The following is a 14,888-nucleotide window of genomic DNA, read 5'->3' as shown; positions in this document are numbered from 1 at the left end:
AGGACGTCCGATCCCGCCTGTGTGCCCGTCATGCGCCGAGTGGCATTTTCCCTCCGCTGAGCGGAGGGAAAATGCCACTCGGCGGACGTGGGGCGGTCGGTCTACCGCGTCAGCGACCAGTGCCCGTCGACCTTCTCGAAGGTCAGCGTCTTGCCGGCCTTGGTCTCGGCCGTGGCGGAGTCGTCGCTGATCTGCAGGTTCTTGACCTGGTAGGTGTGGCCGTCGGCGGTGATCGTGGTGTCGGCCGAGGCGATGTCGTCGCCGCCGACCTGGATGTCGGTGCCGCAGGCCGACAGGGCGAGCGCGGCGGCCGGGACGGCCAGGAGGGCGAGGGGCTTGAAGGAGCGCATGGGCCTCGTGATCGGCCAGGGCGCCGCGGTCCTTAGACTCGCCAGGATGAGCGACCCCGAGCGGCTGCGCCGCGACGGCGACCAACGCGCCGCCTGGCGGCGCTTCGGCCCGTATCTGAGCGAGCGCCAGTGGGGCACGGTGCGCGAGGACACCAGCGCCGAGGGCGACGCGTGGAACTCGTTCCCGCACGATCACGCGCGGTCGCGGGCCTACCGCTGGGGTGAGGACGGCATCGCCGGGCTGAGCGACGACCACAGCCGCATGTGCCTGTCGCTGGCGCTGTGGAACGGCGCCGACCCGATCCTCAAGGAGCGGATGTTCGGGCTGACCAACCCCGAGGGCAACCACGGGGAGGACGTCAAGGAGTACTGGTTCTACCTGGACGCGACGCCCACCGCGTCCTACCTGAAGCTGCTCTACAAGTACCCGCAGGCCGCGTTCCCCTACGCGGAGCTGATCGCCGAGAACGCCGCCCGCGGACGCGAGGACTACGAGTACGAGCTGCTCGACACCGGCGTGTTCGACGAGGACCGCTACTTCGACGTCGTCGTCGAGTACGCCAAGGAGAGCCCCGACGACATCCTGATGGCGATCACCGCGACCAACCACGGTCCGGACGACGCGCCGCTGACCCTGCTGCCGCAGCTCTGGTTTCGCAACACGTGGAGCTGGGGCACCGAGCCGGGCCAGCGCCCGACGGTGTCGGCGGACCCCGCGCAGCCCGGCGTCGTCCAGGCCAGCGAGGCGCACCTGGGCGAGTGGGTGCTGCGCGCCGACCCCGACCACGCCCAGGCGCTGTTCACCGAGAACGACACCAACCGCGAGCGCCTGTACGGCGAGCCGAACCCGTCGCCCTACGTCAAGGACGCCTTCGACGCCTACGTGGTCCACGGCGACCACGCGGCGGTCAACCCCGCGCGGACCGGCACCAAGGCGGGGCTGCTGCATCAGATCGTGGTCGGCGCCGGTGCGAGCACGACGATCCGCCTGCGCCTGAGCGCCGCCGAGCTGGGGCCGCGCTCGCTGGGGGAGGACTTCGACACGACGCTGGCCGCCCGCCGCGCCGAGGCCGACGTCTTCTACGACGACATCGTCGCGCCCGACTCCGACCCCGAGCACGAGCGCCTGCTGCGCCAGTCGCTGTCGGGGATGCTCTGGAGCCAGCAGTACTTCGGCTACGACGTGATCTCCTGGCTGCGCTCGCGCGGCGAGTCGCCCTGGACCGGCGACGCCGACCGCAACGGGCACTGGTTCCACATGCGCGCCGACGACGTGATCTCGATGCCCGACACGTGGGAGTACCCGTGGTTCGCCGCCTGGGACCTGGCCTTCCACGCGGTCGCGCTGGCCGTCGTGGACGTGGCGCTGGCCAAGGACCAGATCGAGCTGCTGCTGCGTGACGACTACCAGCACGGCAACGGCCAGATCCCCGCCTACGAGTGGAACTTCTCCGACGTCAACCCGCCGGTGCAGGCCTGGGCGGCGTACTTCGTCTACCAGACCGAGGAGATGCTCACCGGGCGGCGCGACGTCGACTTCCTCAAGCGCGTCTTCCACCGGCTGATGGGCAACTTCACCTGGTGGGTCAACCGCAAGGATCCCGAGGACCGCAACGTCTTCCAGGGCGGGTTCCTGGGCCTGGACAACATCGGCGTCTTCGACCGCTCGGCGCCGCTGCCCACCGGCGGCACGCTCGAGCAGGCCGACGGCACCGCCTGGATGGCCGTCTACGCCCAGCTGATGGCGCAGATCTCCGTGGAGCTCGCGCGCGACGACACCGCCTACGAGGGCATGGCCTGGAAGTACCTCGAGCACTTCCTGTGGATCGCCGCCGCGATGGACGGCACGGGCGCCGGCCACGGGCGCCTGTGGGACGAGCGGGACGGCTTCTTCTACGACGTGATCCGGCGGCCCGACGGCTCCGAGCAGCCGCTGCGCGTGCGCTCGCTCGTCGGCCTGCTCCCGCTGTGCGCGTCGGTGGTCTTCGAGGCCGAGACCTACGACGGCCTGGAGGGCGTCTCGCAGCGCGTGGCCGACTTCGTCGAGCGGTTCGGCGACGACGTGCCGTTCCTGCGCCAGCCGCACGAGCCGGGCGTCAACGGGCGCCGGCTGCTGTCGCTGCTGGACGAGGACAAGCTGCGCCGCGTGCTGTCGGTGATGCTCGACGAGGACGAGTTCTTCAGCGACTACGGCATCCGCTCGCTGTCGCGGATCCACCTCGAGCACCCCTACGAGTTCGGCCTGGACGGCCAGACCTACCGCGTCGGCTACCTGCCGGCCGAGTCGGACACCGGCATGTTCGGCGGCAACTCCAACTGGCGCGGCCCGATCTGGTTCCCGATGAACGTGATGCTGCTGCGCGGCCTGGTCGTGCTGCATCGCTACTACGGCGACAGCTTCCGGATCGAGTGCCCGACCGGCTCGGGCGTGGAGATGACGCTGGCCGAGGTGTCGGCCGAGATCTCGCGGCGCCTGATGTCGATCTGGATGCCCGACGCCGACGGGCGCCGCCCGGTCTACGGCGGCACGCAGCGCTTCCAGACCGATCCGGCCTGGAAGGACGCGCTGCTGTTCTTCGAGTACTTCCACGGCGACAACGGCGCCGGCCTGGGCGCCAGCCACCAGACCGGCTGGACCGGCCTGGTCTCGCTGATCACCTGGCTCTACGGGCGCCGCAACGAGCAGTCCGAGCTGCCGTCGTGGGGGTCGCGACGGTGATCGCGCTCCCGCCTCGCCCGTCGATCTACGAGATCGACACCTGGGTGTGGCTGGCCGAGCAGGGCGGGCGGACGCTGGGCGACGTCGACGACGCGCGCTGGGCGCAGATCGCGGCGCTGGGGTTCGACGCGGTGTGGCTGATGGGCGTGTGGGAGCGCAGCCCGGCGGGGCTGGCCATCGCGCGGGGCGACGACGGCCTGATGGCGGCCTGCGCCAACGCCCTGGGTGACGGGTTCGCCGCCGACCGCGACGTGGTCGGCTCGCCCTACTGCGTGCGCGATTACGTGGTGGAGGGGCGGCTGGGCGGGCCCGAGGGACTGGCCGCGGCGCGGGCCGCGCTGGCCGCGCACGGGCTCGGGCTGATCCTCGACTTCGTGCCCAACCACGTCGCCGCCGACCACCCGTGGACGCGCACGCACCCCGAGCGCTTCGTGCACGGCGACGCGGCCGACGCCGAACGCGACCCGGCCGCGTTCCTGGTCGTCGGCGAGCACGTGCTGGCCCGCGGGCGCGATCCCTACTTCGCGCCCTGGCCCGACGTCGTCCAGCTCAACGCCTTCTCGCCCGACCTGCGCGCGGCGGTGGTCGAGACCCTGATCGACGTGGGGGAGCGCTGCGACGGCGTGCGCTGCGACATGGCCATGCTGCTGCTCGACGACGTCTTCGCCCAGACCTGGGGCGCGCGGGCCGGCGACCCGCTCGAGCGCGCCTACTGGCCGCAGATGCTGGAGGCCGTCCGCGCCGTGCATCCGGACATGCGCTTCATCGCCGAGGCCTACTGGGACATGGAGGCGCGCCTGCTCGACGAGGGCTTCGACCACTGCTACGACAAGCGCCTGTACGACCGCCTGGTGGCCACCGACCCCGCGGCGGTGCGCGCCCATCTCGGGGCCGACCCCGGCTACCAGGACGGGCTGGTGCGCTTCATCGAGAACCACGACGAACCGCGCGCCGCGACCGCCTTCGCGCCCGGCCCGGCCCACGCGGCCGCCGTGGTCTCGTCGCTGCTGCCGGGCGCGTTGCTCGTGCACGACGGCCAGCTCGACGGCCGGCGCGTGCAGCTCCCGGTGTTCGTGGCCCGGCGCCCGCCGGAGCCGCTCGACGAGGGGCTGCCCGCGTTCTACGAGCGCGTGCTCGGCGTACGCGCCCAGCCCTGGCTGCGCGCGGCGACGTGGGCGCTGGCGGACACCGAAGGCTGGCCCGACAACGCCAGCCACGAGCAGCTCGTGGCGTGGACCTGGACCGGCGGCGACGCCGAGCGCCTGCTGGTCGTGGTCAACCTGGCCGACCGCGCGGCCCAGGGGCGGGTGCGTCTGCCCTGGGCCGGCGAGTGGACGGCCACCGACGCCCTCAGCGGCGACACGTTCGCGCGCGAGGGCACCGAGCTCTACGTCGAGCTCGGCCCCTGGGGCGCGCACGTCCTCCTGATTACCTAGCGACGCCGCCCGGCGCGACCGAGGCGATCCAGGTGCGCAGCGGCGTGTCGGCCACGCGCGCGTACACGCCCGGCTTGCCCGGCCGCGCGCAGCCCTCACCGAAGCTCGTCGCGCCGACGACGCGCAGCGCGCCCGCGGCGTTGCGCCCGAACATCGGGCCGCCCGAGTCGCCCTGGCAGGTGTCGACGCCGCCCTGCGGGTAGCCGGCGCAGAGCATCGTGCCGGCGTCGAAGTTGTCGTAGGCCGCCGCGCAGGCGGCGTCGGTGACGATCGGGACCTGCGCCTCCTGGAGCGTGTCGGGGGCGTCGCCGTCCTCCTCGGTCACGCCGAAGCCGACGATCGTCTCCAGCGTGCCCGGCGTCCAGGCACTGCCCTCACCGGCACCGGCCACGGGGGTCGGCGTCGCGGTGGCCGCGCGCGAGAGCTCGAGGATCGTGATGTCGTTGCCGTTGGTCAGCAGGTAGCTGGGGGAGACCGTGGCCTTCTTGACCGGGACCTGCTCGCCCGCGCCCGGCGTGACCGACCCGATCCGGACGGTGATCAGCGGCGTGGGCCAGGCCACGGGCGTGGCCACCGCGGCGCCGGTGAGCGAGCCGCAGTGCCCGGCGGTGAGCACGTAGGTCGGGGCGATCAACGTCCCGGTGCAGCTGAAGGCGCCGAAGCTGATCTCGGCGACAGCGGGGTACTCGCCCGGTGACGCATCCTGGCCGCCGACGATGGCCTGGGACGGAGCGGCGAGCACGGCGGTGGCGGTGACGGCCAACAGGCCGGCGAGGAGCGAGCGCATGTCCACCACAACGCGCCCAGGCGGCAAAGCTTGCGGCGCCGATCATCTAGGGTTCGACCCCGCTTGAACGGTCGTGTTCTGATCCTCTCCTGGGAATACCCCCCGGTCGTCGAGGGGGGCCTGGCCCGCCACGTGCGCAAGCTCAGCGAGGCGCTCGTGGCCCAGGGTGTCGAGGTCCACGTGCTGACCCGCGGCGACGCCGCCCGCGAGGTGCGCAACGGCGTCCACGTCCACCGCGTGCCCGAGCCGCCGTTCCCGCGTGACCTGACCCGCTTCCTGGCCTGGGTCAAGGCGATGAACGCCGACATGCGCCGGGCCGGCCTGACGCTGGCCCAGGACCTCGAGTTCGATCTCGTCCACGGCCACGACTGGCTGGTCGCGCGCGCCGCCGCCGCGCTGGCCGACCAGCTCGACGTGCCCTACCTGACCACGATCCACGCCACCGAGCACGGCCGCCACCAGGGCTGGGTCGACAAGCCGCCGCAGTCGACGATCCACGCCACCGAGCGCTGGATGGCCCGCCGCGCGGACGCGATCGTCACCTGCTCGCACTACATGCGCGGCCACGTGGCCGACGTGTTCGGCGTCGACGAGGCGGCGATCACCGTGATCCCCAACGGGATCGACCCCGTCGACCTGCAGCCCGTGGGCGACCTGGCCGCGCTGCGCGCGCAGTACGCCCAGCCCGACGAGCGCCTGTTGCTGCTGGTCGGCCGCCTGGTCTACGAGAAGGGCTTCCAGTTCGCGCTGGAGGCGTTGCCCGCGGTGATCAAGAAGGTGCCCAACCTGCGCTTCGTCGTGGCCGGCTCGGGCACGCACGAGGACGAGCTCAAGCAGCAGGCGACCAAGCTCGGCCTGGACCGCCACGGCACGTTCGCCGGCTGGATCGGCGACGACGTGCTGCACTCGCTCTACCGGATCGCCGACCTGACGGTGGTGCCCTCGCTGTACGAGCCGTTCGGGCTGGTCGCGCTGGAGGCGATGGCCAGCGGCTGCCCGTGCATCGTGGCCAACACCGGCGGCCTGGCCGAGGTGGCGCCGTCCGACGACGTCGCGCTGCGCTTCCGCTCGCGCGATCCCAAGTCGCTGGGCCGCATGATGATCAAGGTGCTGACCGACGACGACCTGCGCGACCGCCTGGTGGCCCAGGCCTCCGAGCACGTCCTGCGCTTCGACTGGAACGACGTCGCCCGCCAGACGCGCACGCTCTACGACGAGCTGCGCGCCACCGCCGACAGCGAGGCGAAGATCTCCTCGTAGCGCGCGGGGGCCAGCACGTGGCCCTCGCCCTCCAGCGCGCCGACCTGCGCGTGGGGCAGCGCCTCGGCCAGCCGCACCACCCAGGGCGCGGGCACCAGCGTGTCGGCGCTGCCCTGCCACAGCCGCACCGGCGCGCCGATGCCCTCCAGGTCGATGCCCCAGGGCGTGTCCATCACCCGGTAGTCGTCGAGCACCCCGCCCAGCTGCGCGAGCCCCTCGGCCTGCCCGGCCGACCAGGCCACGGGGTCGGCGAGCACGGCGGCGGCGGAGCGCTCGTCCAGCGAGCGGGCCGCGGCCTGGGCGTTGCGCGCGGGCAGCCGGCGGGCGCTCAGCGCCATCCCGCGCAGCACGGCCCGCGCGCCCAGCGTGCGGCGCATCAGGCGGCGGTCCAAGCGGTTGATCTGGTCGCGCATGCCGGGCCAGTCGGCGGGGATCGGGCATCCGAGCGTGGCCACGCCGCCCACGCGGTCGCCCAGCCGCGCGGCGCAGGCCAGCGTGTGCGGCCCGCCCAGCGACCAGCCGAAGACGGCGAAGCGGGCCAGGCCCAGCGCGTCGGCCAGCGCGGCCACGTCGGCCGGCCAGTCGGCCAGCGCGCGGTCGGCGGCGCGGTCCGAGCCACCGATGCCCGGACGGTCGGGCGCGATCAGCCGCACGCCGGTCGCGCGGGCCGCGCCGGCCAGGCCGAGCGCGTCCAGCCGGCAGCGCAGGCCGCCGTGGACGTAGACGATGGGGAGGCCACCAGGGTCTCCGACGTCCTCGTAGGCCAGACGCCGGCCGTCGGGAAGGACGATGCTCGCCACGACGCGCGACGCTATCGTCAAAGTGCCATGAAGACGACCGTCACCGAGCTGCCCGAGTCCCGCGTCCGCCTCGAAGCGGAGGTCCCGCCCGAGGCCGTGGAACGCGAGATCGCCAAGGCCGCCCGTCAGTTCGGCCGCGAGATGCGCATCCCCGGCTTCCGCAAGGGCAAGGTCCCGCCCCCGGTCGTCATCCGCCGCGTGGGCCGCGAGGCCGTGCTCGACGAGGCCGTGCGCGACTCGATCGGCCGCTGGTACGCCGACGCGATCGGCGAGGCGAAGATCACCACGGTCGGCGACCCCGAGCTCAAGCTCCCCGACGAGCTGCCGGGCGAGGGCGAGCCCTACACGTTCACCGTCGAGATCGGCGTGCGCCCCGAGGCGACGCTCGGCACCTACAAGGGCGTCGAGGTCGGCCGCCGCGAGCCGCAGGCCACCGACGAGCAGATCGACGCCGAGCTGACCCAGATCCAGGAGCGCGCCGCGCGCCTGGAGACGGCCGAGCGCGCCGCCGCCGAGGGCGACTTCGTGGTCATGGACTACGTCGGCTCGGTCGACGGCGAGGAGTTCGAGGGCGGGGCCGGTCGCGATCAGATGATCGAGCTCGGCTCGGGCCGCCTGATCCCCGGCTTCGAGGACCAGCTGGCCGGCGCCAAGGCCGGCGACGACGTGACGGTCAGCCTGACCTTCCCCGAGGAGTACGGCGCCGCCCACCTGGCCGGCAAGGACGCGCAGTTCGCGGTCACCGTCAAGGAGATCAAGGAGAAGCAGCTGCCAGAGCTCGACGACGACTTCGCCGTCGACCAGGCCGGCTTCGACTCCATGGACGAGCTGCGCGAGGACATCGCCAACCGGCTCAAGGAGGCCGACGAGCGCGCGGTCGAGCAGGCCTACCGCGAGGCGGTCGTCGACGCGGTCGTCGCCCAGGCGACCATCGACGTGCCCGACTCGCTCGTCGAGGCGCGCTCGCGCGAGCTGTGGGACCGCATGCTGCACTCGCTCTCCCACCAGGGCATCAACAAGGACGCCTACCTGCAGATCGCGGGCAAGGACGAGGACGAGCTGCTGGCCGAGGCCAAGCCCGAGGCGGAGATGGCGCTCAAGCGCGAGGCCGTGCTGGCCGCGGTGATCGCCGCCGAGGACATCGACCCGTCCGACGGCGACGTCCTCGACGCGCTGCAGGCGTCGGCGGCCCGCGAGAACGTCAAGCCCGAGAAGCTGCGCGACCAGCTGGCCTCCAGCGGCCGCCTGGACGAGCTGAAGGCCGACCTGGCCGCCCGGCGCGCCGCCGACCTCCTCGTCGAGGAGGCCAAGGCGATCACCGTGGCCGACGCGCAGAAGCGCGACCTGCCGTTCACGCCGGAGCCGACGGTCGAAACGCCCGCGTCCTGACGCTGCCACTCAAGGCAGTCGGGCCGCGGACGACCACTCGGTAGACTCATAAACCAGGCACCGGGGAGGAATCGCCCCGGTTCGGAGCGAATCGAAGCGAGGATCATGAGTCCACTTGTCCCCATGGTGGTCGAGCAGACGTCGCGAGGCGAGCGTGCCTTCGACATCTACTCGCGCCTCCTCAACGAGCGCATCATCTTCCTGGGGACCCCGGTGGACGATCAGATCGCCAACCTGATCGTGGCCCAGCTCCTGCATCTGGAGTCCGAGGACCCCGACAAGGACATCTCGATCTACATCAACTCGCCGGGTGGCTCGGTCTACGCGGGCCTGGCCATCTACGACACGATGAACTTCATCAAGCCGGACGTGTCGACGATCTGCGTCGGCATCGCGATGTCGATGGGCGCCCTGCTGCTGGCCGGCGGCGCGAAGGGCAAGCGCATGGCGCTGCCCAACGCGAAGATCCTCATCCACCAGGTCAGCTCCGGCTTCCAGGGCCAGGCCACGGACATCGAGATCCACGCCAAGGAGATCCTCGACATCCGCCAGCGTCTGGACCACATCATCTCGGACCACACCGGGCAGCCGTACGAGAAGGTCTCCAAGGACACGGAGCGCGATTACTTCATGTCTTCCGAAGAGGCCAAGGAATACGGCATCATCGATCGCGTCATCTCGGAGCATTAGCTTCGGGCTGAAGCGGGAACGCTGGCGGACGACGGACTGATGGCACGACCCACAGACTCCAACGAACAGCTTCTGTGCAGCTTCTGCGGCAAGTCGCAGCGGCAGGTGAAGAAGCTCATCGCCGGCCCCGGCGTCTACATCTGCGATGAGTGCATCGATCTCTGCAACGAGATCATCGACGAGGAGCTGACCGCTCCACCGTCGTTCGACATCGAGAACCTCCCCAAGCCGCGCGAGATCTGGGAGGTCCTCAACGAGTACGTGGTGGGACAGGAGCCGGCCAAGCGCACGCTCAGCGTGGCCGTCTACAACCACTACAAGCGCGTGCAGATGATGCAGGTCGAGGACTCCGACATCGAGCTGCAGAAGTCCAACATCCTGCTGCTCGGGCCGACGGGCTGCGGCAAGACGCTGCTGGCCCAGACGCTGGCCCGGATCCTCAACGTCCCGTTCGCGATCGCCGACGCGACCGCGCTGACCGAAGCCGGCTACGTCGGCGAGGACGTCGAGAACATCCTCCTGAAGCTGATCCAGGCCGCGGACTACGACGTCAAGAAGGCCGAGACCGGGATCATCTACATCGACGAGGTCGACAAGATCGCCCGCAAGGCCGACAACCCGTCGATCACGCGCGACGTGTCGGGCGAGGGCGTCCAGCAGGCGCTGCTGAAGATCCTCGAGGGCACCACCGCGTCGGTGCCGCCCCAGGGCGGGCGCAAGCACCCCCACCAGGAGTTCCTGTCGATCGACACGACGAACATCCTGTTCATCTGCGGCGGCGCGTTCGCCAACCTCGACAAGGTGATCGAGCGCCGGGTGGGCAACAAGGGCATCGGCTTCAGCGCGGCGATCGAGTCGGGCGAGCACAAGGACACCGGCGAGGTGTTCGAGCAGACGCTGCCCGAGGACCTGGTCAACTACGGCCTGATCCCCGAGTTCATCGGCCGCCTGCCCGTCGTCTCGGCCGTGCACCAGCTCTCGCGCGACGACCTGATCACGATCCTCACCGAGCCGCGCAACGCGCTGGCCAAGCAGTTCCAGCGCTTCTTCTCCTTCGACAACATCGAGCTCGTCTTCAGCGACGACGCGCTGACCGCGATCGCCGACAAGGCGCTCGAGCGCGAGACCGGCGCCCGCGGGCTGCGCTCGATCCTCGAGGAGATCCTGCTCGACGTGCAGTTCGAGCTGCCCTCCCGCCGCGACGTCAAGAAGTGCGTCGTGACCAAGGAGACCGTGTCGCGCGGCAACCCGCCGACGCTGGTCACCGAGGCCGCCGCCGACGATGACGGCGAGCGCGACGCCGCGTCCGCCTAGCCTGACCGCATGGCCGCTCCCAAGCTGTCCTCGCTCAAGCGGGTTCCCTGGCTGCTCGTCTTCGAGCTGGCCCGTCTGACCCACGGCCACCTGATGGATCGCACGTCGCCGGCCGACCGCCGCAAGGTGATGGAGATCGTCGCCCGCTCCAAGGGCGACCCGCGCAAGGTCTCCAAGCGCGATCGCGACGAGCTGCGCAAGGTCGCCGACAAGGTCGACGTCAAGCAGCTGGTCGCCGCGATGAGCCCGGCGATGATGCGCAACCGCCTGCACAAGTAGCAGGCGGTCTCGCGACCTACACTCCGTCGCGCACATGAGCGACCTGGAGTCCCGCACCCGCTTCGAACCCGACGAGGTCGAGCCGCGCATCACCACGCGCTGGCTGGAGAGCGGGCTGTTCCATCCCGAGCCCGAGGGCACGCCCGACGAGAACTACTCGATCGCGATCCCGCCGCCCAACGTCACCGGCGCGCTGCACATGGGGCACGCGCTCAACGGGACGATCCAGGACTGCCTGATCCGCCTGGCCCGCATGGAGGGCAAGCGCACGAAGTGGATCCTGGGCACCGACCACGCGGGCATCGCCACGCAGAAGCAGGTCGAGGCGCTGCTGGTCCGCGAGGGCACGTCGCGCCAGGAGCTCGGGCGTGAGGCGTTCATCGAGCGCGTGTGGGCATGGCGCGAGCAGTACGGCGACACGATCATCGAGCAGTTCAAGCGCCTGGGCGCGAGCTGCGACTACGAGGACGAGCGCTTCACGCTGGACGAGCGCTACGTGGAGGCCGTCCTGCGCGTGTTCGTCGCGCTCTTCGACAAGGGCCTGATCTACCGCGACAACCGCATGGTCAACTGGGACCCGGGCCTGCGCTCGGCGATCAGCGACCTCGAGGTCGAGGAGCAGGAGGTCACCGACACCCTGTACTCGATCGCCTATCCGCTGGAGGGCGGCGGCGAGATCGTCGTGGCCACCGTGCGCCCGGAGACGATGCTGGCCGACACCGCCGTCGCGGTGAACCCCGAGGACGAGCGCTACCGCGACCTGATCGGCCGCACCGCGATCCTGCCGGTCGTCGGGCGCCGCCTGCCCATCATCGGCGACTCCTACGTCAAGACCGACTTCGGCACCGGCGCGCTGAAGATCACGCCCGGCCACGACCCCAACGACTTCGAGATCGGGCGCAAGCACGGCCTGGAGGAGCTGACGGTGATCGGGGAGGACGGCTGCCTCAACGCGGACGCCGGCCCCGAGTTCGCCGGGCTGACCGTCGAGGACGCGCGCGCGAAGATCGTCGCGCAGCTGGACGCCGAAGGGCTCGTGCGCCAGCAGGAGGCCTACCTGCACAAGGTGCCGTTCAGCCACCGGTCCGGCGCGCGCGTGGAGCCGCTCATCTCGCTGCAGTGGTTCATGCGCATGGAGCCGCTGGCCGAGCCGGCGATCCAGGTGGTCAAGGACGGCCGCGTGCGCTTCGTCCCGGAGCGCTGGGGCCGGGTCTACCTGCAGTGGATGGAGGAGATCCGCCCCTGGTGCATCTCGCGCCAGCTGTGGTGGGGCCACCAGATCCCGGTCTGGTACCGGGGCGAGTACGGGCCCGACCAGGAGGTCCACTGCGGCCTCACCCCGCCCGAGGGCGAGGGCTGGGAGCGCGATCCCGACGTGCTCGATACGTGGTTCTCCTCGGCGCTGTGGCCGTTCGCCACGCTGGGCTGGCCCGAGGAGACCCCCGAGCTGGGCGCCTTCTACCCGACCAACGTCAACTCGACGGCGCGCGACATCATCTTCCTGTGGGTGGCCCGCATGATCATGATGGGGCTGGAGTTCCGCGACGAGGTGCCGTTCGAGCAGGTCTACATCCACTCGGTCATCCAGGCGCCCGACGGGCGGCGGATGTCCAAGTCGCTGGGGACCGGCATCGACCCGATCGAGGTGATCGACGCCCACGGCGCCGACGCCACCCGCTTCGGGCTGCTGGCCATGTCCTCCACGCAGGACGTGCGCTACAGCCCCGAGAAGGTCGAGCAGGGCCAGAAGCTGGCCAACAAGCTGTTCAACGCGTCGCGGTTCGTGCTGCTGTCGGTGGCTGATGATGCCGTGGCGCAGGCGCGCCCGCAGTCGGTGGAGGACCGCTGGATCCTGTCCAGCCTGCAACGGGCCAAGCGCGAGACGCGCGCGGCGATCGAGGCGTTCGAGTTCCATCGCGCGGCGCTGGGCCTGTACGACTTCGTCTTCGAGGACCTGTGCGACCGCTACATCGAGCTGGCCAAGCGCCGGATGGACGACCCCGACGTGCAGGCCACGCTGCTGCACGTCGTCCGCGAGACCCTGGCCATGGCCCATCCGATCATCCCGTTCGTCACCGAGGAGATCTGGTCGCACCTGCCCGGTGAGACGGAGCTGCTGGCCGGGGCGGCGTATCCGGCGGTCGACGAGGCGCTGATCAACCCGCAGGCCGAGGCGGCGATCAAGCGCCAGTTCGACGCCGTGCAGGCCGTGCGCGCCTGGCGTCAGGCCGTCGGCGCGCCTCCCGGTCCGAAGCTGCCGGCCACGATCCAGGGCGACTTCGACGGGATCCTCGACGGCATCCTGCTGCTCGCCCGCCTGGAGCTGGCCGACGGCGCGGCCGGCGAGGTCACGCCGATCGCCGTGCCCGGTGGCACGATCGCCATCCTGCCCAACGCCCACGTCGACCTCGACGCGCACGCCAAGCGCAGCGAACAGCAGCGCAAGACCCTGCAGGCGGAGATCAAGCGCGCGGAGGGCAAGCTGGCCAACGCCGGCTTCGTCGACAAGGCGCCCGCCGACGTGGTCCAGGCCGAGCGCGACAAGCTCGAGCGCCTGAAGCGGGAGCTGGAGGAGCTGTGAGCCGCTCGCCCCGCACCTCCGGCTCACCGGGCCGCTGGAGCGAGCGCGACGCCGAGAACTACCTGCTGGGCCTGGAGCTGTTCGGCATGCGCTTCGGGCTGGACCGCATGCGGCGCCTGCTCGTGGCCCTGGGCGAGCCGCAGCAGCGCTTCGGGACGATCCACGTCGTCGGCACGAACGGCAAGTCGTCGACGGTGCGTATGACCGCGGCGATCCTGCAGCGCCACGGCCTGTCGACCGGCACCTACCTGTCGCCGCACCTCGTCTCGTTCGCCGAGCGCGTGCGCGTCGACGAGCACGACCTCAGCGGCGAGGCGTTCGCCGCCGCCGTCCAGCGCGCCGCGCGCGCGGCGGCCAAGGTCGACCGCACGCTGGAGGCCGACGACCGCGTCACCCAGTTCGAGGCGCTGACCGCGGCGGCGTACACGGCGATGGCCGACGCCGGCGTCGACGCGGGCGTGATCGAGGCCGGCCTGGGCGGGCGCTGGGATGCGACCAACGTGATCGAGTCGCGCGTGGCCGTGCTCACGAACGTCGGCCTGGAGCACACGCGCTGGCTGGGGCCGACGGTGCGCGACATCGCCCGCGAGAAGCTCGCGGTGGTGCGGCCCGGCTCGATCCTCGTGGTCGGCCCGGATCTGCACCCCGACGCGCTGGACGAGGCCGAGAAGGTCGAGGCCACGCTCATCCAGGCCCCGTCCGTGGCCCCGGGCGTCGAGCTGCTGGCCGCCCGCGGCGCGTTCCAGCGGCGCAACTTCGCGGTGGCCCGGACGGCGGCCCTGGCCTACCTGGGCGCGCTGGACGAGGACGCGGTCGCCGCGGCGGCCGCGGGCACCAACGTCCCCGGCCGCTTCGAGCAGGTCTCCGACGATCCGCCGACCTACTTCGACGGCGCCCACAACCCCGGCGGCATGGTCGCGCTGGCCGAGGCGCTGCGCGACGAGCTGCAGGAGCGCCCGCTGACGCTCGTGCTGTCGATCCTCGACGACAAGGACGCGGGGGAGATGCTGCGCCACGTGGTGCCGCTGGCCGCACGCGTCGTCGTCACCTCCAACGCCAACCCGCGCGCGCTGTCGCCGGGGACGCTGGAGTCGCTGGCCCGTCAGGTGGGCGCGGCGGAGGTGCTGGCCGCGGGCGACCCGCGCCGCGCGCTGGCCCTGGCCCGCGAGTCCGCGGCGGCCGAGGGCGGCGTCGTGCTGGTCACCGGCTCGATCTACCTGATCGCCGACCTGCTGCGCACCGACCGCACCCGACCCGGCTCGCGGCTGTGAACGACGGGCGCG

12 protein-coding genes are annotated in these 14,888 nt (G+C 71.5%); 9 read left to right on the top strand and 3 right to left on the bottom strand.

Features of this window, described 5'->3' with window-relative positions; genetic code table 11:
- Positions 1-101: 101 nt before the first annotated feature.
- Complete coding sequence (locus ACZ5UI_RS12300; protein ID WP_464197476.1) at positions 102-350, bottom strand: hypothetical protein; 249 nt, start codon at positions 348-350, stop codon at positions 102-104.
- A gap of 46 nt (positions 351-396) precedes the next feature.
- On the opposite strand from ACZ5UI_RS12300, the gene ACZ5UI_RS12295 reads away from it, so the two are divergent.
- On the top strand, positions 397-3,069 hold the full coding sequence (locus ACZ5UI_RS12295) for an MGH1-like glycoside hydrolase domain-containing protein (protein WP_464197475.1): 2,673 nt from the start codon (positions 397-399) through the stop codon (positions 3,067-3,069).
- Positions 3,051-4,505 (top strand): alpha-amylase, encoded by a 1,455-nt coding sequence (locus ACZ5UI_RS12290; RefSeq protein ID WP_464197474.1) that lies wholly within the window; start codon positions 3,051-3,053, stop codon positions 4,503-4,505. Before ACZ5UI_RS12295 ends, ACZ5UI_RS12290 begins: the two co-directional genes overlap by 19 nt.
- On the opposite strand, the gene ACZ5UI_RS12285 is transcribed toward ACZ5UI_RS12290, so the two are convergent.
- Positions 4,498-5,292 carry a serine protease gene (locus ACZ5UI_RS12285; RefSeq protein WP_464197473.1) on the bottom strand — a complete coding sequence of 265 codons (795 nt, stop codon included), beginning with the start codon at positions 5,290-5,292 and terminating at the stop codon, positions 4,498-4,500. The genes ACZ5UI_RS12290 and ACZ5UI_RS12285 overlap by 8 nt on opposite strands.
- Positions 5,293-5,355: 63 nt before the next feature.
- Here ACZ5UI_RS12285 and ACZ5UI_RS12280 point away from each other — a divergent pair, with 63 nt between their 5' ends.
- Positions 5,356-6,552, top strand: coding sequence for a glycosyltransferase family 4 protein (locus tag ACZ5UI_RS12280; RefSeq protein WP_464197472.1), 1,197 nt, complete (start codon positions 5,356-5,358; stop codon positions 6,550-6,552).
- Here the strand turns inward: ACZ5UI_RS12280 and ACZ5UI_RS12275 are convergent.
- The gene (locus ACZ5UI_RS12275; RefSeq protein ID WP_464197471.1) at positions 6,501-7,352 is read right to left on the bottom strand and encodes an alpha/beta fold hydrolase; all 852 of its coding nucleotides are present in this window, start codon (positions 7,350-7,352) and stop codon (positions 6,501-6,503) included. The two genes, ACZ5UI_RS12280 and ACZ5UI_RS12275, sit on opposite strands and share 52 nt — an antisense overlap.
- 27 nt (positions 7,353-7,379) lie before the next feature.
- On the opposite strand from ACZ5UI_RS12275, the gene tig reads away from it, so the two are divergent.
- From tig to ACZ5UI_RS12245, 6 genes are all read left to right on the top strand, one after another.
- Positions 7,380-8,741, top strand: coding sequence for a trigger factor (tig, locus tag ACZ5UI_RS12270; RefSeq protein ID WP_464197470.1), 1,362 nt, complete (start codon positions 7,380-7,382; stop codon positions 8,739-8,741).
- A 105-nt stretch (positions 8,742-8,846) separates the two neighbouring features.
- Positions 8,847-9,431, top strand: a complete 585-nt coding sequence (gene clpP, locus ACZ5UI_RS12265; protein ID WP_464197469.1) for an ATP-dependent Clp endopeptidase proteolytic subunit ClpP — start codon at positions 8,847-8,849, stop codon at positions 9,429-9,431.
- 39 nt (positions 9,432-9,470) lie between these two features.
- A complete protein-coding gene (gene clpX, locus ACZ5UI_RS12260; protein ID WP_464197468.1) occupies positions 9,471-10,745 on the top strand; it encodes an ATP-dependent Clp protease ATP-binding subunit ClpX in 1,275 nt (424 codons plus the stop codon).
- 9 nt (positions 10,746-10,754) lie between these two features.
- On the top strand, positions 10,755-11,024 hold the full coding sequence (locus ACZ5UI_RS12255; protein ID WP_464197467.1) for a hypothetical protein: 270 nt from the start codon (positions 10,755-10,757) through the stop codon (positions 11,022-11,024).
- 34 nt (positions 11,025-11,058) lie between these two features.
- The gene (locus tag ACZ5UI_RS12250; RefSeq protein WP_464197466.1) at positions 11,059-13,605 is read left to right on the top strand and encodes a valine--tRNA ligase; all 2,547 of its coding nucleotides are present in this window, start codon (positions 11,059-11,061) and stop codon (positions 13,603-13,605) included.
- Positions 13,602-14,876 carry a bifunctional folylpolyglutamate synthase/dihydrofolate synthase gene (locus tag ACZ5UI_RS12245; RefSeq protein WP_464197465.1) on the top strand — a complete coding sequence of 425 codons (1,275 nt, stop codon included), beginning with the start codon at positions 13,602-13,604 and terminating at the stop codon, positions 14,874-14,876. The genes ACZ5UI_RS12250 and ACZ5UI_RS12245 overlap by 4 nt, the downstream gene beginning before the upstream one ends.
- Positions 14,877-14,888 lie beyond the last annotated feature (12 nt).

This window comes from Conexibacter sp. JCM 18997, from assembly GCF_055391915.1.
The sequence above is the reverse complement of the archived record's forward strand: the minus strand, read 5'-3'. Positions and strand labels throughout refer to the sequence as shown.

Excerpts from the sequence above, each read along its gene's own strand:
- ACZ5UI_RS12255 (WP_464197467.1), top strand. The coding sequence starts at position 10,755 with ATGGCCGCTCCCAAGCTGTCCTCGCTCAAGCGGGTTCCCTGGCTGCTC.
- clpP (WP_464197469.1), top strand. The coding sequence starts at position 8,847 with ATGAGTCCACTTGTCCCCATGGTGGTCGAGCAGACGTCGCGAGGCGAG.
- ACZ5UI_RS12295 (WP_464197475.1), top strand. The coding sequence starts at position 397 with ATGAGCGACCCCGAGCGGCTGCGCCGCGACGGCGACCAACGCGCCGCC.
- ACZ5UI_RS12250 (WP_464197466.1), top strand. The coding sequence starts at position 11,059 with ATGAGCGACCTGGAGTCCCGCACCCGCTTCGAACCCGACGAGGTCGAG.
- ACZ5UI_RS12285 (WP_464197473.1), bottom strand. The coding sequence starts at position 5,292 with ATGCGCTCGCTCCTCGCCGGCCTGTTGGCCGTCACCGCCACCGCCGTG.
- clpX (WP_464197468.1), top strand. The coding sequence starts at position 9,471 with ATGGCACGACCCACAGACTCCAACGAACAGCTTCTGTGCAGCTTCTGC.
- ACZ5UI_RS12300 (WP_464197476.1), bottom strand. The coding sequence starts at position 350 with ATGCGCTCCTTCAAGCCCCTCGCCCTCCTGGCCGTCCCGGCCGCCGCG.
- tig (WP_464197470.1), top strand. The coding sequence starts at position 7,380 with ATGAAGACGACCGTCACCGAGCTGCCCGAGTCCCGCGTCCGCCTCGAA.